Below are 18,463 nucleotides of genomic sequence, written 5' to 3'. Positions count from 1 at the left end.
TCTGTCGCCCTATAGCCCAGAGCTAAATGCGATCGAAGGGCTTTGGAAAAAACTGAAGTACCAATTGCTCCCTGTGGAGGCATGGGAGAGATTCAGTACACTGCTAAACACGCTTACGAAAACACTCTGTGAGTTCGGAGACGTGACGTATATGCCCACGCTTTTTAGTTATGCCGAATGAATTCACCCGATGTGCTTAACTCGAATGGCGATGAAGTTTGACGGCGTTAGGGAGCCGTCGGTAGACTATGAGCTGGGGAACGATTACGAGCACGAGCACCGCGATGCTGAGCACGAGCACGAAAGAAAGCCAGAACCAAGCCGTGCACCTAAGGACGGCTTGCGCGATTATACCAATGGAAAATCAATCGTCCGTCCTAGGTGACGGCAACCGTTCTACCAGAGATGAATAGCGCATGAAACTCTCGCCTTACCTCCTTTGCGTGGTGGTGACACTTGCAAACAGATCCTATGCGCAAGAACGGCCAACGGAGGCTCCAATGACGTTGGCGGAACTGAACCGTAGGAACGTCGTCGGTAACTTGGGGCTTCCATTGGGGACGGCAGTCGAGATCGATGCCGAAGTGGTTTCCGGTCGTAGCCTGCGGAGGAAGGGGCTCGACTCGCTCTATCTACTGAAAGTCACTCACGTCAACGGCAAAGACTTGGACACTCATCCCTTGATGCAATTCTCCGCGTCTGGGTTTGCCTCGGTTGAACTTGCTAACCACACGTTTGCTCTTTACGAAATGAAGCACAGCGCAAAAGCAAAAAGTCTTGATTCATCCCAAATCGCTGAACTTGAGAAGGGCTACGTTGGGAAGAAGGTGCGGCTTGTTGTGTACGAGGTTGGCAGTTTCCATGGCATCCCAAACCAGCTACCGAAAGATGTGCCGGTTTGGGCCGACTTTGGATTCCACTTCTCGACCTCATTGACCGTACTGAACGAGCGCGATACCAATTCGAGAATCGGCAGGACAAAGCGGTGAACGGGAGCCGCCGATGACGCGAGTTTTGAAATCATCGTTTTTTGGCGGCGGCCCCGTTACCGCTGTCGTTCCGTCACTGACACGCAGCAATACGTTCACCGCTACTGATGGCAACTCTCCCCAAGCGACGGATCTTGGATTCACGACTGGCTCAAATCGGCCATTCGCATCCCAGCAAACCCGAGTTCGTGCTCGAAGGGATCGGCCCTGCCGAATTCCGATCGCACTACCTACGACTGGAATCGGGGGTGGTTCTTGACTTGTTTATTGCCGAACTATCCGTGGCATCTCGCGATGAAATGGTTTGCTCCGGAGAAACGGATGGGATTCCCTGCGAGGAGTTAATCGGCAGGACGGTAACAGGCGTTTGGAATGACGACACCTGTTCCTGTATCGTGATCTTGGACAACGACATCTATTTGAAGGATGCCAACGACGGTGTTTACGGCAATCCGCTGCGAGCTGGATGGATCGTCGGAGACTATTCTGGCGACCAGCGTCAAGAGTTTACGGACTATTGGACCGAAGAGCCGATACAGTAGGGCGGAACCATGGGTTGCAATGGAGGCCGCGAGCCGTGCTTTGCGCACACTTTTGTCGGATGAACCCAATAATCTTGGTTTTCAGATTACATTGCGTTCCAATCGTATTGCCGGGGGAAACGGACTGGAGCTCTGCGGGGACGCGGGCTCTGGAAGGGATAAGCAGGTCGGGGGAATTGTTTCGGTTTATTAGCCGGTTTTATTAGCCGGTGGGCGTTAGCTCCGGTTGCTTCAACGCTTCGCGTTTGGCGGCAGAAAACCGGGGCTAGCGCCCACCGGCTAATTAAGTTATGCGGAAAACCTTCCCCAGACGTGCTTAACTCGGTCGATAGCGCGCAGGCGGTGCGGTTAACCCTCGGCGTGATGTTTCTCGCCGAGGGTTCCTTTTGTCCATTGGACGCAGGAGCCAGAACCTCCCGAAATCCACCACGCTGAGACGAGCAACCCGGGCTTGAAACCCGATGTCACTTTCAAAATCTGCGGTTTCCATCGCAAATCCCGTGATTCTCGGTGCACAAGGTGATTTCTTCCTTTGTTTCACCCACAGATTCTGCGGACGAGGCAGAAGAACCTTCCCCTGTGCTCTGCGCACGCTTGGGTCGGATGAGCCTAGTTTTCCTGGCTCCCATTCAAATAAGGGCTGACGGCAGACATAGCCTGCCGTCATACGAGAAACACACGTGGCACACTCGGGCCGCGAGCCTCCCACGATAGGTCAGCGTTCCGGCAGAGCTTCCGCCCTTCATTTCCGGCATCAGCACTCCATGCGCTTTCACGATGAATCGCAAATGACTGGGCGCAGGCGTCCATGCCTTCAAAAATCCAACACGCTGGCACGGTCGGGGCAATCTGCAGCGTGCCGTGAAATTTCGTGAAGAACGGTGCAGGAGGGTCATGCCAAACAAAATCCTCGCAGGCGAAAAACATTGCCCGAACCTTCGAACCACCATTCGATGCGTTCGAGGGATAACCGTCAGAATACTTGCCTCTGTAGGGGCGTGTCAGTACGATGAGGGTATTACACTCTGCTCACCCGGGGGTAGCTTCGCAACACACGATGAATAAGTGTCGGTTTCTGTAGTAGACGAGGCGACGAGTCCTGCGGCTCTGGACGCGTCGCCTCGTCCACTACGACAGAAATTGATCGTGCGTTGCTTAGTCGCTACGGCATCGACAACACCACAAGTGACCCATGGACAGAATTGGCTTCGTTACATCGATTTTGCTCAGCTGCTTCGGCGTAGTGCTGCTGTCGATAGGGCTCCTCGTTAAGACGCTACTTCCAAAGGTTGCCCTCATCGTGTTTCTTGCTCACGGAGGCCGCTACTCGTCAGACGATTACGATCTTGGGTTCGCTTTTTATCTGCAGCAATTCGTGGCCATTTGCTGCATCGTCTGGGGTGTCATTCTTAGCCGCCGCTTTTTACGAGAACAACCAGCTTCATCAGTGTCGACGTAATTAAGCGGATGCACCGGAGAATACTGCTCACTCGGCCATTCAAGAATTTTTCGATTCATCAACTTTCATCGCGATTCCAACTCTTTCGATTTGGTTCGTATTCCAGGTGATCCTAGGCGTTCCCCGATGAAACCGACTTCAAGTCTTAAATGATCCGAAACTGGTTTAGCATGATTCGCGTTCTGATTCCGCTCCTTGCGGGATGCTCGCTTCTGGTCGCATTGATCGCGACTGTCCTCACGGCCGACTTTCTTCGCGACGCAAAACGCACCATCGGTACTGTCGTCGATTCGCACACTGCGACCGATGATGACGGTGACCTGCTGTTCAAGCCTACGTTCACCTTTGCTGCCAACGGGCGTGATTACTCGGTTCAAACACACGGTCACGTTTCGCCATCGCCTGGCGACGTTGGCGACCGTGTCGACGTGCTGTATGATCCGACTGCGCCATCGAACGCTCGCATCGACACGTTCGCTTATACTTGGCTGATTCCATTCGGGACCTTCGTACTCGGCTGCGTCTTCGGTGCGATCCATTTAGCACTTTCCTGGTTTGTTCGCTCTCAGTCGCGATTGTTTTGATTCGCCCTACCATTCGTCAGATCATCGCTCGTAGAAAGCAGAGCGACGGATAGCCATGCCGTTGCACGTCAGCGGCGGAATCGCGTTCCTGGAAATGGTTCTTCGGGGAAGGTTCTCTCGGATTTTAGTGGCACGCACCAGGTTGCGTAGACCGGGCCAGCGTGGTGAAGGTCCCAAGGCGTGTGAACTTGCGCGGAGTGATTTTGCCATTCATCGTGAAATCGCTTAGAGTTCAGGTTCCGGGAATATGGGACTCGAGTTCTGCGGTGACGTTGGCTTGGGAAGGGATCATCCCGTCGCCTGTCATTTCCCGTGTAAGGTGGAGCATGCGGTGCGGTCAAGCCTCGGTGAGCTTGTCCTTGCCGAAGGTTCCTTTCTGCTCGCAGGAGGCAGTAGCTTATGCTTTGAAAATCCTGCATCCTAAATGATTACCACTCAATTCCGAGAAATCCCAACTTGGCCACCCCGATGAATCGAAATCGCGTTTTCATATCGACTCGACTGATTGCACTGATTCTCCTGCAATGTGCATCGGTAGAGCCTGCGTCAGCCCAGTTGCCGGATTTCAAAGGGGGGCTGCCTATCACTGGCAACGATCCCGGTTCCGTCCGATACATTGTCCCTCCGAGGGTCTGGGATCGCTACCTCATCCAAGTCTGGCAATTCCGAACTAATGCGGAGCGGGATTTGGGCCAATACCGTGCCGTTGGAATTGAGGCGTTTCACATTGATCGAGGTTGGAAGCAGGATGATCGAGTGGCGTTCGCCAGCGAGAATCAGTTGCCCTACTACGTCGATCACGCCGCCGGCAAAGGGTCTTTGCATCTTACGGAGTCCACTGGGATCGGCGAGATCCGGGGAAAGCACGGACTCGTTCCCCGGCCGGTATCTTTATCAGATCCAAACGTGATTTCAGAACTGAAAACGCACTTACAAAACAATATTGGGACGACCAAAAACGGTCCGGTTTTGGCTTACTCACTCGATGACGAAATTTCGCTGGGGTCATTCAACACACCGAGTGAAGTGGACGCTTCGCCCGGCACGATTGCTGCGTTTAGGAATTGGTTGAGTCAGAAGTATGGCGAGATCGCCATTCTTAACCAAGCTTGGGGAACCGATATCGTTTCCTTCTCTGAGGCCGAGCCAATTTCCTTCGAGGACGTTCGCCAGCAGCACAACCGTCCCCCATTTTCCCAGTGGCGTCTCGCTCGCTGGATGGATTGGCGAGCATTCATGGACGCGCACTTCGCAGGTGTTCTGGGTAAATTGACACGCTACGCCAACACGCTGGATCCTGACGTTCCCACTGGATTCGTTGGTGCTCAGCAGCCTTCTGCGTTCGGCGGGTATGATTACGAAAAACTGGCGCGACAGATTCAATTTATCGAAGCCTACGACATCGGCGTGACCAACGAGATCCTTCGCTCCTTTTGGCAGTGGCCGGAGAAACGTCCACGCGTTCAAACATGGTTCAGTAACGGCGATGCACAGCTCGATCGCTGGTTTCACTGGTACTACCTTCTCCACGGAAATCGCGGAGCCATTGCTTGGCCAGACGCAGGGGGAAAGGGGCCTTGGTTTGGAGAAAAGGGACCCGCTCCGTTTCTGGTCGAAAACGCGGAAGCGTTTCGTGAAGTGCAGGGGGAAATTTCGCGGAAGATTCTCGATAGAGAAGCGCGTTTTGAAACAGATGGCATTGCGATTTTCTATTCGATGCCTTCGGTCCGAGCCTCGTGGGTGACCGATGTCATCCCGCACGGAAAGACCTGGCCGAATCGGTCAAGCAGTCTCGATAATCAAGCGCAGTCAGCGGGGAAAAACCGAGTCGCCTGGTGCAAGCTGCTGGAGGACTGCGGCTACCAGTATGATTTCGTTTCCAACTCCTCGGTAGCTTCGGGGCGATTGTTGGATCGTGGCTACCGCGTCCTGGTGCTGAATCGAGCTCTTTGTCTCAGTGACGAGGAAGCGAAAGCGATCAAGCGTTTTGCGGAAGCGGGAGGGACCGTGATTTCCGATCACTTCTGTGGCGTTCTGGATGAGAATGGCAATGGCAGAATCCACGGAGCACTGGACGATCTCTTCGGACGAGAGGAGCGAGTGAATGAGTCCTATTTTGGGAAAGACGGTCAGCTCTGTGAATTGAACGGAGAGAAGTACCAGAAGCCCTACCTCGAGAGGCTCGACTACGATGGGTGCCTGTTTCACAATGGTATTGTGATTCCCGAGCGGACGCGTGATCCCATCCGAATCCGGGAGGTTGGGCGTGGCAGGTCTATCGATTTGAATCTGTCTCCCTTGGCCTACTTCCCCAATTCACAGAGGTCATCAGGGTATGGGCAATCGTGGAGGAAGATCATCACGCCAATTCTGGAAGCAGCCGTGGGGCCTCCCGCAATAACCGTGACAGCAACGGTCGATGAGGAAGCGTTTCCGCTCGTCGAGGTCATTCGGTGGAATCTGACAAACAAAAGGCAGTTGGTAGGAGTGATCTTCAATCCAACTCGCCAGGGTTCGATCGATAGCATTGGTGAGGTCGCCGCCGAGATCCCTGAACGCTTGGAGGTAACGATGGCTCATTCAGGCGGCTGGAAAAACCCTGTCGATTTGCGAACAGGAAAATCGCTCCCGCCGGGAGGAAGTTTGAAGAGGGAGATGAGCCCCTACGAGCCAATCCTGATCGAACATGACAGATATTGAGCTTGCGAGCATCCTTAATCGCGGCTTTCCTCGTCTGGGTTCTTCTCTGGGTTTCGTGACAGTCCCCCAGGGGCTTGAGTGCATCATTTTCGGCACCAAAATTCGACGCGATTTCAGAACGAACGGCAAAATTTCTCTGGACTGATTTGAATGCAACCGAATCCCTATGCCGCGCCTCCGAGTTCGCGCTCCACCAACGTGGATGCGCAGCGTCATCCCCTGCGTTTTGTGAGTTTAGCTGCACTTGTGACGCTCGCATGTCTCGTTCCTTTTCGGCCGCACCTGTTACTCGTGATACTCGCATTGGCAACGCTAAACTCCGGCGCAAGCCTACCGCTTGCGCTCGCCGCTTCTGTTCGGCTCGGTATGTTGGCCTTTTTCTCGTTCATCCTGTTCGTTGCGACTTTGTTGATGTCCGATTGGGGATTCTCGACACCAAATCCAACTGTTCGGCCATTCTGGTTTACACTTTTGCCTGCAACTTTTTTGATGCTTTGCTGGGTTGCCTATCCACTGCTTCCACTTCCGATGCGACGCCTGTTCATACCGGCAAGGACGGACAGGTAGCGAAGCAATGGTGATGCAGTGGCAGTGATCGCCGTCTTGGCTATAGTTGAGTCATCCGCCGCCGCGGGCAAATCGCTACCGTTGTTGGACCGCAGTATCATGACACCGAATCTAGACCTGTTTCTCGAAGCCTGCGCCGGCGCTGGTGTGCCCCGCTTGTCGTGGCTCTACACATTCGATTCCGGTCACCGTCTTACGTTGGCGGCTCAATTCGGCGATCTATCCCCCGTACTGGTTCACGACTACGACGACGAGTTTGTCGTTGATCTCGGAACCAAGCACCACACCCATTTTCACGGATCGCGGTACCCGGATGCTACCGATATGGCTGGGGCGGCGAAGGATGCTGCACAATTCGTTTTTGCGTTGATGTCTGACGGCGTTTGCGTGAGCGTTGACTATCTCGACGGTCGCTGCATCGGATCGTCTCACTTTTTTCTTGACGCAGAGCGTCTAACGCCTGGTACTGTCGGCAAGTCGCAGATCGGAATTCGCGGCGGCAATATTCATACCGAACGTTTCACTTGGTCTGGTTCTGTGTGACGCTTTTGTCTGCCCGCTCAAGAGATTCCAACGCGAATGCGACCAGCGGAGCTGGGTTTTTCAGGCTGTGCGGGTGATGGCCCAAACCGGCGCGTCGTTTCTCGGTAATGCGACCACCGAGTTCGCGATACCTAGCGACCAGCAGATCCCCATTCTCCGCGGGCGGCACCACCGTATCGGCTTCGTTGATCAACGCCAAGATCGGCACCCCCGCTTTGGCTAGCGGCTCGAGTCGGTCGAGCGGCCCGTCCATGAATGCCGCGGCTTGTTGTTCGGTCAAATCGTAGGCTTTCAAAGCGTCTTGCCAGACTCGAGGGGCTCCCTGGCTCGCCCCTTTTCCACCGGGCCACGAGCGAATATCCATCACGCCATTGTCAACATAAATTCCGCAAACCCGTTCGGGATGCGCGCTCGCCCAACGCATGACAATCAACCCGCCACGGCTCATGCCTTCCAACAGCGGACGAGAATGCAGTTTTAGTCTTTGCGTAAACGCGTAGAAGGCATCCCATCTCTCGAGAGCGGGATCGGCCCCCAAAAGATCCTGCACATCGCAGTAACCAACATGCCAACCCTTTTCCAGCAGCGCGAGATCGAGTTGTGGTTGATGGCCCCAGAATCGAGCTCGCCATACCCAAGGGCTCCCCTCCGCCGCAGTCTTGGGACAGGCAATTTTGCAGGCAACGCCATCCAGTTTGAAATCGTAGAGCGCAAACGAGTGGAAACGTGTCCGTTGGAACGCGATACGCTCGGCTCTCAATCGAGATGCCAACTCGTTCGCTTCCGGTGTTGAATCGACGAAGGTTTTTGGAGGCGGGTCCTGATTGGGTGCGGCCGCAGCTTGCCCGCAAGCGGATCCCATACTCAGCATCAGGTAACCAATGCTGAACACAGAGAGTCGAAGCGGCCTAAGCCGGTGGCAATTCTTTACGAAACATAAGAACATGATCATGACAGCCTGCAGGCGGCGGGAGTGGGAACGATTCGAGTCAATATCGATCACTTCACACTGTACCGCCAGAGATTCGAGACATCCAGGCATCCGCCCGGGCGAGCTGCTTTCGCTGCAAACGCCCCCCGGCCGAGCGACGTCAGCTGCGATCCCGTCTGAAAGTCTCCGGTGTCGCACGGCCGCGGGTGACTCGAGGGTTCTCGTGTCTTAGGATCGCGGAAACAATAAGTATCCGTTCTCAGCATCGCGGGAGCACTCGGGTAGTGGAGGACGCGACGAGTCCCGATGTGCGGGGGACTCGTCGCCTCGTCCACTACGACGGTTGTCTTCCAGGGATGACCTCCAGTAGACAGTGAGACTCTGTGGCGCTAGCTCGAAGATGGTATCATTCGAGACGATGGAGAGACGGACATCTGGGCTCTCCATTGCGAGAAAAACCACCACAGAAAGCTTCGCGATATGATTCCGCCGAGCAAGTAACAATCGAAGGCTTTAACAGGTTACCAATGAATTGTCAGAGATACTTGATCGCCGCAGGAATCCTACTGGTGCTAGGAGGAGTAGTATCTGCCGCTGAAAATGCAATCACTCAACCGACACAGGTCGATTCCGAAGCGTTGACACTTCGGTTTGCGCAGCCAGCCTCTGAGTGGACCGAGGCGGTGCCGCTCGGCAACGGAAGACTCGGAGCCATGCTGTTCGGCGGAATCGAGCAGGAACGATTGCAGTTGAACGAAGATACGCTCTGGAGCGGTGGTCCTCACAGCTACGACAACCCGGATGCTTATCAGCATCTCGCTGCTGTTCGAGAGCTGCTCGAGCAAGGAAAATACGCCGACGCCGAGACGCTCGCACAGGACATGTTGGGCATCCCCAAATACCAGCAGGCATACATGCCGATGGGCGACATGCTGCTCGATTTCGACAATCAGGACGAATCGAGCGATTACTGTCGTGAGCTCGATTTGCAAAACGCCGTGAGCACGGTGACGTACCGGATTGGCAAGGCACGTTACACGCGGAAGACATTCGCATCGCATCCCGACCACGCGATCGTAATGCATCTTGAATGTGATGAGCCCGGGACGGTTGCCTTCGATCTTTCCCTAACGAGCCCGCACCCTTCGCAAAGTCAGGTGTTCCCCGAGGGCTCGATGTTGTTGACTGGTCAAATTGCACCGCGCCAGGGGAATCGGGCAAGAGGAGCGAGAAGCTTGATCGCGCCATGGGAAGCCCCGGGGATGCGTTTCGCATCGAAGGTTCAGGTGGTGGCCGAAGGCGGGACGGTCGTTGCACAGGGAGATAGAATTTCCGTTGATGGCGCTGATGCGGTCACGTTGATCTATGTCGCGGCAACGAACTACGTCAGTTACCGGGATGTCAGCGCGGATCCTCGGGCGAAGGTCGACGCTTCGCTTGCGAATGTTCGAGGCAAATCTTTCGACCAGCTCTATCAGCGGCACGTTGAAGACTATTCGCAGTTGTTTGATCGTGTTTCGATCGACCTCGATGGAAGCGATCTGGATGAGAACCGTCTTGCAACCGAAGCCATGCCGACTGACCAGCGGTTCGATCGGCTCACCGCAGGCGGTAGTGACCCGCTGCTGGCGGAACAGCTTTTTCAGTATGGCCGCTACCTGATGATCGCTGGTTCTCGTCCCGGCACGCAGCCTCTGAATCTACAAGGCATCTGGAACAGCGAACTGGATCCGCCTTGGGGCAGCAAGTATACGATCAACATCAACATCCAGATGAATTATTGGCCGGCAGAGGTCTGTAACTTGAGCGAATGTCACGAGCCGTTACTCCGTGCGATCCGTGAATTGCAGGATCCGGGAAGGAACACGGCGAAGGTCCACTATCGCGCCGACGGTTGGGTCGCCCATCATAATATGGATCTTTGGCGTGGCACCGCTCCTGTTGACGGCGCTCAATGGGGGATGTGGCCGACAGGCGGCGCGTGGCTGTGTCAACATTTATGGGAGCACTATCTCTATACCGGCGAGCTCGAACATCTCAAGAAGTCCTATCCGATCATCAAAGGTGCGGTAATGTTCTTTTTGAGCGACGGCGTTCTTGTCGAAGATGAAGATGGGAATCTGATCACCTCGCCGTCGGTCTCGCCCGAACATAGTCATGGCGGCGGGACCCAGGATGGACAGAGCGTCGGACGATCGGGAATTTCGCTCTGTGCCGGTCCGACAATGGACCTGCAGATCTTGCGAGATCTGTTCGCGAACTGCATTGCCGCTTCAAAGGTCTTGGAGGTTGATGAGGAGTTCCGAAATCAGGTAGCGAAAACGCGCGAACGTCTGGCGCCGATGAAAGTGGGGCGGCATGACCAGCTTCAAGAGTGGCGAGTGGATTGGGATAATCCAGAGGACCAACACAGTCACGTTTCGCACCTCTACGGACTGTTTCCGAGCAGCCAGATCAATCCGCAGGACGCTCCCGATCTGTTTGAAGCGGCGCGGACCTCACTCGTCCAACGAGGGGACAGTGGCGGTTGGCCGGGCGCGTGGAGAATCTGTTTGTGGGCTCGCTGCCAGGATGGCGACCGCGCCCACCATGTCCTGAACGATCACGTCCTACCGAAATTTGCTGACAACCTATTCAATCGAGGCAGCGTCTATCAGATTGATGCAAACTTTGGTGTCACAGCCGGTATCGCCGAGATGCTGTTGCAGAGTCATCTCGCAGCGGAAGACGGTTCAAGGATCGTGCATCTATTGCCTGCCTTGCCTTCGGCATGGCCAACCGGCTCGGTGAAAGGTCTGCGGGCGCGCGGTGGATTCGAAGTGGACATCGCGTGGAAAGACGGGCAGTTGACCGAGGCCACGATTCGTTCGCTCCATGGCAATCCGCTCCGCGTTCGATATAGAGATGAGACTCGTGAAGCAGACTTCGCCGAAGATGAAACATACCGTTGGTTACTCAACGAAAGAGATTGAATGCAAGTTCCCGGACGACTGAGATTCCTATTGCCAGCATGGATCATCCTTATTATTTCAGCGGTCTCGACCGTGGAGGCCGACGATCGATGTACAATGCCGTTTTTCCCCTGTTGCAAATGAATCCGATGACTCGATTATTGTTATTGTTAGGCCTTGCGTTTACCAGCGTCGCCCGTGCAGAAGACGTGACGGATCAACGGGCTGAAGTGCTCGCCCTGGGCCAACTCACCGATCCCCCCGCCACGATCGACGCAGAGGGGTTCGACAACGAAGCTGGAATTCGGGCGATCTATTTCGATGGCTTGGACTACGAAGGAAATCCAACGAAAGTGTTTGCTTGGCTGGGCCTACCAGCGGATCGTACCGGCAAGGTTCCCGGTATCGTGCTGGTGCATGGCGGCGGCGGCACGGCCTCTCGCCAGTGGGTCGAGAAATGGAACGAGAAAGGTTTTGCCGCGATCGCCATCGCTCACGAGGGGCAAGTGGAGCGCCGTGAAGCAAAGCGAAAGTGGGCGAAACACCAATGGCCCGGTCCCTGGCGTCGAGGCCATTACCTCGACGTTGATAAGCCGCTGGAGGATCAGTGGATGTACCACGCCGTCGCCGACACGATCCTAGCCAATTCGCTGCTGCGATCTCTGCCGGAGGTCGACGAGCAGGAGGTTGGCGTCATGGGGGTCTCTTGGGGTGGGGTTATCACGAGCACGGTGATGGGTATCGACTCTCGATTCGCATTTGCGATCCCTACCTACGGATGCGGCCAGATGGCTGACGTGGACAACCACTGGGGCGCCTCGCTGGGCGGCAATCGGTTTTATCGCGAAGTCTGGGATCCGGTCCATTATCTGCCACGAGCCAAGCTGCCCACGCTGTGGTTTTCGTGGCCCGAGGATCAACATTTTCCACTCGACTCGCAGGCGGCGAGCTACCGGGCGATGGCTGGTGAGTATATGGTCGCGCAGCTACCGGGAATGCGCCATAGCTCTGCGGCAGCCTGGAACCCACCGGACAGCTACGCATTCGCCAAGGGCGTCGTCCGCGACGGCAAACCCTGGATACGTCAGCAGGACTTGCGCCGCGAGAGCCAGACGCTGGAGGCTGTCTTTGCGTCATCGAAGCCTCTCGATCGTGCAGTGTTGATTTCCACAACGGACACTGGCTTCACCGGTAGTCGAAACTGGTTGGAGTCGCCTGCGGAGTTGGAGCAACGCGACGGTCAGTGGCGCGTGACGGCCACGCTGCCCCAGGATACGACTGCTTGCTTTGTCAACGTCAAGGCTGGCGAGTTAACGGCGAGTTCCGACTACATCGAAGTGAAGCCAGAAGGCTCGCCGAAGTAACGGGTGCCACGCCCATATCCTCCCCGATTCGACCACGCCGTTTCATCCTCTACCCCACCGCTGGAATGATATTTCTACAAGAGAGCTCAATGCGAGCCAAACTTTTGATTTCGATTGTCGTCGTCTTTGGCTCGATGGCGGCATCGGCCGGTCGAGTTCACGCAGAGAAGCCCAATGTGGTGTTCCTGTTTGCCGACGACCAGAACACTTACTCTGTCGGGTGCTACGGCAACGACGACGTGCAAACGCCTCACATGGACCAATTAGCCCGCGATGGCATGGTGTTTGACAACCACTACAACACGACTGCTATCTGCATGGCGAGCCGCGCCAATGTGTTCACCGGCATGTACGAATACAAAACGGGTTGCAACTTCGGTCACGGAAACATGCGTCCGGACGTATGGGCAAAGTCATATCCGGTCCTACTGCGTGAGGCCGGATACTTGACCGCGTTCGCGGGCAAGTTCGGAATCGTGGTCGATGGCAAGGGACTGTGCGAAGATGATTTCGATTTCTGGGGCGGCGGGCCTGGCCAGACTCACTACGAGACGGCCAAAAATGAGTCGATGGCTAAGTACGCTGACCGGTACCCTCACTCGACGCTTTCTTACGGAGCGTTCGGGCAGGATGTCATCCGCGCTGCCGCCAAAGAGGACAAGCCGTTCTGCCTCTCGATCAGTTTCAAAGCCCCACACAAACCGGCCACGCCCGATCCGCGATTCCATTCTGTTTACGCGGGCAAGAAGTTCTCCAAACCAGCTAACTTTGGCCGCGAGTTCAGCGATCATCTCTCCCCTCAGAGCAAGTCTGGGCGACAGTATCCACGATTCACGGAGTGGGACTACGACACGGATTACGATGGCGAGATGCGGAAGTATCACCAGCAGGTCTACGCGATCGATATGGCGCTCGGGATGATTCGCGATGAACTGAAGACGCAAGGCGTCGCCGATAACACGGTGGTTATTTACACGAGTGACAACGGGTATATCTGCGGCGCGCATGGTTATGGCTCCAAAGTGCTACCGATGGAGGAATCCTCGCGGGTGCCTCTGATGATCTACGATCCCCGCAGCCTACTCAGCGGCAAGCAAATTCGGTGTGATCGGTTGACCGGCAATATCGACTTCGCACCCACGATGCTCGAACTCGCGGGCCTATCCGCGTCCGACAATATGGATGGCAAGAGTTTGCTGGGGCTATTGCAGAATCCCAGCGAGGGCGGCCATGAGCAGATGGCGTTCATCAACGTTTTCGGGCCTCTGGCCACCCACAGCCTGACCTGCCTGACGCGACAGCACAAATTCACGTATTGGTGGTTCGGCAACGACCAGATGTCCCCTGTCGAGGAACTTTTTGATACCGAAAACGATCCGCTGGAACTCGTCAATCAAGCCAACAATCCGGAGTACGCGGCGACGTTGAAGCAGATGCGGGGGCGTTACGATCAGGAACTCACGAATTGGAAAGAGCAGTCGGTGGACTACAACGACTACACAAGGTACGGAACGCTATTTGATCGAAACGTGCCACTCGATGACAAGCCGCTTCGTAAGTAGGTCGCCACGTGTTCTCTCGGTTACTGCCTGCGTTTTTCTCTTTGTCGATGGAAGCTTTTATCCTATGCATTTGCTGAAACTGTTGTTCCCCATTGCCACCACCATGCTGGCGCCCTTCATGGCCAACGGAGCGGCGCCGGCTCAATCCAAGGACATTGATTCGCTGCGCGGGTCGCAGCCGAATATTGTTTTCGTCCTGACCGACGACCAGGGCATGGGCGACCTCGCCTGTTTGGGGAATCAGGTACTCCGGACGCCCAACATCGATCGCTTGTATGAGCAGTCAACACGATTGACAGATTTCCACGTCAGTCCGACCTGTGCACCGACGCGATCGGCGCTGATGAGCGGACGGCCACCCTTCCAGGTTGGCGTGACCCATACCATTCGCCAGCGGGAGCGGATGGCACTCGAGGTTCACACCCTGCCTCAAATGCTGCAATCGGCCGATTATGCGACTGGCCTATTCGGCAAGTGGCATCTTGGCGACGACGAAGCCTACCTGCCGCAAAACCGTGGCTTTGACGAAGTCCTGATGCACGGTGCGGGGGGCATCGGGCAAGTCAGGCTGGGCGATTTTCCTCCGAATGCCGAGAATGTTTACTTCGACAATGTGTTGCTGCACAACGACACGATCGTGCAGACGAAGGGCTATTGCACGGACGTTTTCTTCCAGGCGGCACTTAACTGGATCAAACAACAGCATGAATCCGACGCACGCTACTTCGCGTACATTGCCTTGAATGCTCCCCACGGCCCGCTGGTAGCGCCGGAGAGCTATACTCAGCGGTTTATCGATCTCGGCTATGACGAGGGCACGGCTGGGCGATACGGCATGATCGAAAACATCGATGACAACGTCGGTCTGTTGATGCAAAAGCTCGACGACTGGAAGGCTATGGAGAACACCCTGGTAGTGTTCATGACCGACAACGGCGGCACCCATCTGAGCGGCCGATTGAACGGCAAGAGGATCAAGCATTTCAATTTCCATATGCGGGGTGGCAAAAACTCACCGTACGAAGGCGGCACACATGTGCCAGCGTTCTTTCGCTGGAAGGGTGTCTTGGACGAAGGCGTGGATATCGATGCCTTAACCGCTCACCTCGACTTCTATCCGACCGTCGCCGAATTGGTTGGTGCGAAACTGCCCGAAAGGATGCAACTGCTGGATGGACGCTCGCTGCTGCCGTTGCTCGAAAACCCAAATGCCGACTGGCCTGACCGCGAACTGTTCGTGCACTGCGGGCGTTGGAATGATGGGAGCATGGAAGCTGAAAAGTATCAGAAGTGTGCGGTCCGCACGGAGCGTTGGCGACTGGTCAATCACTCCGAGCTCTTCGATATCACGGCCGATCCATCCGAAACGACGGATGTCGCTGCTGAACACCCAGAGGTTGTCGGACGCCTGCGCTCCGCCTACGACCAGTGGTGGGAGTCGGCAGTGCCGCTGATGGTCAACGAAGGATTGCCAACGATACGCGCGGACGAGCAGCCGTTGGCAAAACGCTATCAGCAGCAACTCGCCGAGCAGGGCATCCCCCCATGGGAACCGGCGCAGCGGTTTGACTTATCTTCCCACACCTTTTCGCAGACGGAGTAGCCCATGCATGTCTTTCGATTCAGCGTCGCAGTTGCGATCACCCTTGCGATGTCGATCACTACTTTCGTGGCGGCCGATGATGACGGCAAACCGCATGTCGTCATTGTTGTCGGAACGTTGCACTATTCGCCGGAGCTGACGATGCCGGTCTTTGCTGAGGAGCTCGAACGCTTCGGCTTTCGCACGACGGTAGTCATGGGAGACGGAGATCCGGAAAAGAAAACTGAGAACGTCCTCCCCGGCATTGATGCCCTGGCGGACGCAGACCTGGCTATCTTTTTCACGCGTTTCCTGAAACTCCCCGATGATGAGTGGCAGCCAATCGAGGACTACCTCGAGTCGGGAAAACCCGTGATCGGGCTGCGGACGGCCAATCACTCATTGAAGTACCCCAAGGACCATCCGCGGTTCGAGTGGAACGACGGGTTTGGTCGGCGCGCATTGGGCACTCCCTATATCGTGCATCAATCCGGTCAGACGCAAATCAGTGTCAATGAAGAGGCTCTGGAGCATCCCATCATGACCCACGTCACGAAGAAGCATTGGGTCTCACCGGGGACGTTATATCTGACGCGTTTGGAGGAAGGCTGCATCCCCTTGGTGACTGGATCGGGAGAGGGGCGGAGACGGACCTTGAAAAAGGCATTCGGCACGATCGAAGTGCAGCGGCATGAAACCGATGTTGTCGCCTGGGCTTGGGAAAACGAATGGGGCGGCAAAGTGTATGGAACGTCATTCGGTCATCCGGGTGATTTTGCTGAGGAATCCTTTGTGAGGATGTTGGTCAATGCGGTGCACTGGTCCGTCGATCGCCCGCTGCCCAGCGGCTCCGACAAAATCTCAACCTGGCAGATCCAGCGTGTTGATAAGTAAACATGGAAGGAGATGGGCGTGGCGTGTACCCGGAAAACCAGTTCATCCGACGGAAGCGTGCGCAGAGCCCAGCGGAAGGTTTTTTGAGGCATGGCTCTCGTATCCAATGATCGTTCAAAAAAGCGTCCCTGACGAACAAACGCTCGCCAGGGACCGACAACACCATTGGCGTATCGCTTTTGCAGGGAAACGCTGGCGACCGAATTATCCCTTGCCAAGCCAGCACCTCTGCGGAGCTCGGCTCCGTTTCTCCCGGCACTGGCAGTCTAACATTGATAATCACATCCCACAAATAAATCCTTGGATACGGGAGCCATGCCTTGAAAGCCTCGGGCGCACGCTTCCGTCGGATGAGCCGGAAAACCTCGCCGGAAAGGGGGCTGACCCTCTCCGACGCGGCTGTCAGACACTATTTCAATCGATTCGCCTCCAAAGGGTCAGCCCCCTTTTCGGATAGGCTCCCACGCGGGCTACTCATGAAGAACATCTACCGAAGTATCCTATTGGTCGTCGGTTGCTTTGCCGCGACAATTGCAGTCGCCGAGCCCCCGATCCGGCCTGGAGACCATGTCGCCATCATTGGCAATACTTTTGCTGACCAGTTGCGGATTCACGGCTACCTCGAGACGTTGCTACTGCAGCACACGGCGGACGATCCCGTTTCCATCCGCAACCTCGGCTGGGGCGGCGATATGCTGACTGGTCGGGACCGTCCGACGGGCTTCCCGTCCGAAGAAATCACCCTCCGGTCGCATAAGACCGATGTCATCGTAGCCTGTTTTGGAATGGGCGAATCCTTCGCCGGTGAGAAGGGCGTTCCCGATTTCCGGTCTCAGCTAACAGCGTTGTTGGAATCACACGCAGGCAAAACGTACAACGGCGAGTCCCCGGTTCGCCTGATCCTGGTCTCGCCCATTGCCTGCGAGGATCTGGGGGAACTCACTCCCAGGCGAGACCAACGCAATCAAGATTTAGCTGCCTATACCGAGGCAATGCAGGAAGTAGCGACCGCGGCGGGCGTCCCCTTCGTCGACTTGTTCGAAACCTCGCGGTACCTGATGGATGAACCCAGCGGACCGAACTTGACCAACAATGGGATTCATTTGAATCGTTTCGGATACTGGGCAATCAGCTACACTCTGTGCGATCAACTGACGGCCGACGAGGATGAGCCCGCGGAGCAACCGTGGCTGCTGCGGATCGATGCTGCGCGGCAAACCAGTGAAGCTCGCGGCGTAGAAATTTCCGATGTGGTCGCGGACTCGTCCGGGCTCCGCTTTGAGGTCACCGAAACGTCTGCGCCAAAACTAGGACCTCCGACGGACTCGCCACTGCCGCCGCAACTTGAGTTCGTTCGGGACACGCTCGCAATCGAGAATCTCGCCCCAGGCGATTACCAGTTAACTGTTGACGGGAAACTCATCACGACGGCCACCGCGGAAGCGTGGTCGAGAGGAGTGGCGATCGATTCCTCTCCCATCCACCGTGCCGCAGAAGCGTACCGGGCCCGCGTGAACGACAAAAACTTGCAATTCACCTACGGCTGGAAAACACTGAACCAAGTCCATATCGTCGGTGAACGGCGGAGCTCGCCAAGTGGTCAGAAGTTGCCAGCAGAGCAGATTGAGTTCAACCGAATCGCGAACGAGCTGGACGAGTCACTTCGCAAGCCGATCGAATTGAAGAGGCGGCACTGGCGAGTCTCACCGGTGGAACCCTAACAGGTGCGAGGAAATCATTCGGTGCATCGATCGAACATTTTGCTCGCAGCAGCTTGGCAAGATTCACATCAACA

At 55.9% G+C, this 18,463-nt stretch carries 13 protein-coding genes and 1 pseudogene; 12 read left to right on the top strand and 2 right to left on the bottom strand.

Annotated features, from left to right (window positions below; translation table 11 throughout):
* From CA85_RS26055 to CA85_RS23245, 4 genes and pseudogenes are all read left to right on the top strand, one after another.
* Positions 1 to 181 (top strand): annotated as a pseudogene (locus CA85_RS26055) (IS630 family transposase); the annotation flags it as partial.
* 319 nt (positions 182 to 500) lie between these two features.
* Entirely contained in the window at positions 501 to 989 is a 489-nt protein-coding gene (locus CA85_RS23260) for a hypothetical protein (RefSeq protein WP_146393874.1), read from the top strand.
* 107 nt (positions 990 to 1,096) lie between these two features.
* Entirely contained in the window at positions 1,097 to 1,531 is a 435-nt protein-coding gene (locus CA85_RS23255) for a hypothetical protein (RefSeq protein WP_146393872.1), read from the top strand.
* Between the two features lie 1,629 nt (positions 1,532 to 3,160).
* The gene (locus tag CA85_RS23245) at positions 3,161 to 3,574 is read left to right on the top strand and encodes a DUF3592 domain-containing protein (RefSeq protein WP_146393870.1); all 414 of its coding nucleotides are present in this window, start codon (positions 3,161 to 3,163) and stop codon (positions 3,572 to 3,574) included.
* A 546-nt stretch (positions 3,575 to 4,120) separates the two neighbouring features.
* Here the strand turns inward: CA85_RS23245 and CA85_RS25225 are convergent.
* Complete coding sequence (locus tag CA85_RS25225) at positions 4,121 to 4,441, bottom strand: hypothetical protein (protein WP_222435514.1); 321 nt, start codon at positions 4,439 to 4,441, stop codon at positions 4,121 to 4,123.
* Between the two features lie 39 nt (positions 4,442 to 4,480).
* On the opposite strand from CA85_RS25225, the gene CA85_RS23240 reads away from it, so the two are divergent.
* Together CA85_RS23240 and CA85_RS23230 are read left to right on the top strand one after the other, a co-directional pair.
* Positions 4,481 to 6,274 (top strand): beta-galactosidase, encoded by a 1,794-nt coding sequence (locus tag CA85_RS23240; RefSeq protein WP_186775166.1) that lies wholly within the window; start codon positions 4,481 to 4,483, stop codon positions 6,272 to 6,274.
* A gap of 666 nt (positions 6,275 to 6,940) precedes the next feature.
* Entirely contained in the window at positions 6,941 to 7,384 is a 444-nt protein-coding gene (locus CA85_RS23230) for a hypothetical protein (RefSeq protein ID WP_146393864.1), read from the top strand.
* On the opposite strand, the gene CA85_RS23225 is transcribed toward CA85_RS23230, so the two are convergent.
* Entirely contained in the window at positions 7,362 to 8,246 is an 885-nt protein-coding gene (locus CA85_RS23225) for an alpha/beta fold hydrolase (protein WP_246113094.1), read from the bottom strand. The genes CA85_RS23230 and CA85_RS23225 overlap by 23 nt on opposite strands.
* A 596-nt stretch (positions 8,247 to 8,842) precedes the next feature.
* Here CA85_RS23225 and CA85_RS23220 point away from each other — a divergent pair.
* The 6 genes from CA85_RS23220 to CA85_RS23195 all read left to right on the top strand — a co-directional run bounded on the left by CA85_RS23220 (position 8,843) and on the right by CA85_RS23195 (position 18,389).
* Entirely contained in the window at positions 8,843 to 11,287 is a 2,445-nt protein-coding gene (locus CA85_RS23220; protein ID WP_146393862.1) for a glycoside hydrolase family 95 protein, read from the top strand.
* Between the two features lie 128 nt (positions 11,288 to 11,415).
* Positions 11,416 to 12,630 carry an acetylxylan esterase gene (locus tag CA85_RS23215; RefSeq protein ID WP_146393860.1) on the top strand — a complete coding sequence of 405 codons (1,215 nt, stop codon included), beginning with the start codon at positions 11,416 to 11,418 and terminating at the stop codon, positions 12,628 to 12,630.
* 134 nt (positions 12,631 to 12,764) lie between these two features.
* Positions 12,765 to 14,192, top strand: a complete 1,428-nt coding sequence (locus tag CA85_RS23210; protein ID WP_246113095.1) for a sulfatase family protein — start codon at positions 12,765 to 12,767, stop codon at positions 14,190 to 14,192.
* 64 nt (positions 14,193 to 14,256) lie between these two features.
* Positions 14,257 to 15,795, top strand: coding sequence for an arylsulfatase (locus CA85_RS23205; protein WP_146393857.1), 1,539 nt, complete (start codon positions 14,257 to 14,259; stop codon positions 15,793 to 15,795).
* A 3-nt stretch (positions 15,796 to 15,798) separates the two neighbouring features.
* Positions 15,799 to 16,668, top strand: coding sequence for a ThuA domain-containing protein (locus CA85_RS23200; RefSeq protein ID WP_146393855.1), 870 nt, complete (start codon positions 15,799 to 15,801; stop codon positions 16,666 to 16,668).
* A 476-nt stretch (positions 16,669 to 17,144) separates the two neighbouring features.
* Positions 17,145 to 18,389 carry an SGNH/GDSL hydrolase family protein gene (locus tag CA85_RS23195; protein WP_146393853.1) on the top strand — a complete coding sequence of 415 codons (1,245 nt, stop codon included), beginning with the start codon at positions 17,145 to 17,147 and terminating at the stop codon, positions 18,387 to 18,389.
* Positions 18,390 to 18,463: the final 74 nt, after the last annotated feature.

Origin of the sequence: Allorhodopirellula solitaria, from assembly GCF_007859855.1 — a bacterium.
Classification (GTDB): Bacteria; Planctomycetota; Planctomycetia; order Pirellulales; family Pirellulaceae; genus Rhodopirellula; species Rhodopirellula solitaria.
Note: the sequence above shows the minus strand (reverse complement) of the source record. Positions and strands in the feature narration are given on the sequence as shown.

What these genes read in the sequence shown, in the direction of transcription:
- CA85_RS23260 (WP_146393874.1), top strand. Translation starts at nt 501, where the DNA reads ATGACGTTGGCGGAACTGAACCGTAGGAACGTCGTCGGTAACTTGGGG.
- CA85_RS23255 (WP_146393872.1), top strand. Translation starts at nt 1,097, where the DNA reads ATGGCAACTCTCCCCAAGCGACGGATCTTGGATTCACGACTGGCTCAA.
- CA85_RS23245 (WP_146393870.1), top strand. Translation starts at nt 3,161, where the DNA reads ATGATTCGCGTTCTGATTCCGCTCCTTGCGGGATGCTCGCTTCTGGTC.
- CA85_RS23230 (WP_146393864.1), top strand. Translation starts at nt 6,941, where the DNA reads ATGACACCGAATCTAGACCTGTTTCTCGAAGCCTGCGCCGGCGCTGGT.
- CA85_RS23225 (WP_246113094.1), bottom strand. Translation starts at nt 8,246, where the DNA reads ATGGGATCCGCTTGCGGGCAAGCTGCGGCCGCACCCAATCAGGACCCG.
- CA85_RS23220 (WP_146393862.1), top strand. Translation starts at nt 8,843, where the DNA reads ATGAATTGTCAGAGATACTTGATCGCCGCAGGAATCCTACTGGTGCTA.
- CA85_RS23215 (WP_146393860.1), top strand. Translation starts at nt 11,416, where the DNA reads ATGACTCGATTATTGTTATTGTTAGGCCTTGCGTTTACCAGCGTCGCC.
- CA85_RS23210 (WP_246113095.1), top strand. Translation starts at nt 12,765, where the DNA reads ATGGCGGCATCGGCCGGTCGAGTTCACGCAGAGAAGCCCAATGTGGTG.
- CA85_RS23205 (WP_146393857.1), top strand. Translation starts at nt 14,257, where the DNA reads ATGCATTTGCTGAAACTGTTGTTCCCCATTGCCACCACCATGCTGGCG.
- CA85_RS23200 (WP_146393855.1), top strand. Translation starts at nt 15,799, where the DNA reads ATGCATGTCTTTCGATTCAGCGTCGCAGTTGCGATCACCCTTGCGATG.
- CA85_RS23195 (WP_146393853.1), top strand. Translation starts at nt 17,145, where the DNA reads ATGAAGAACATCTACCGAAGTATCCTATTGGTCGTCGGTTGCTTTGCC.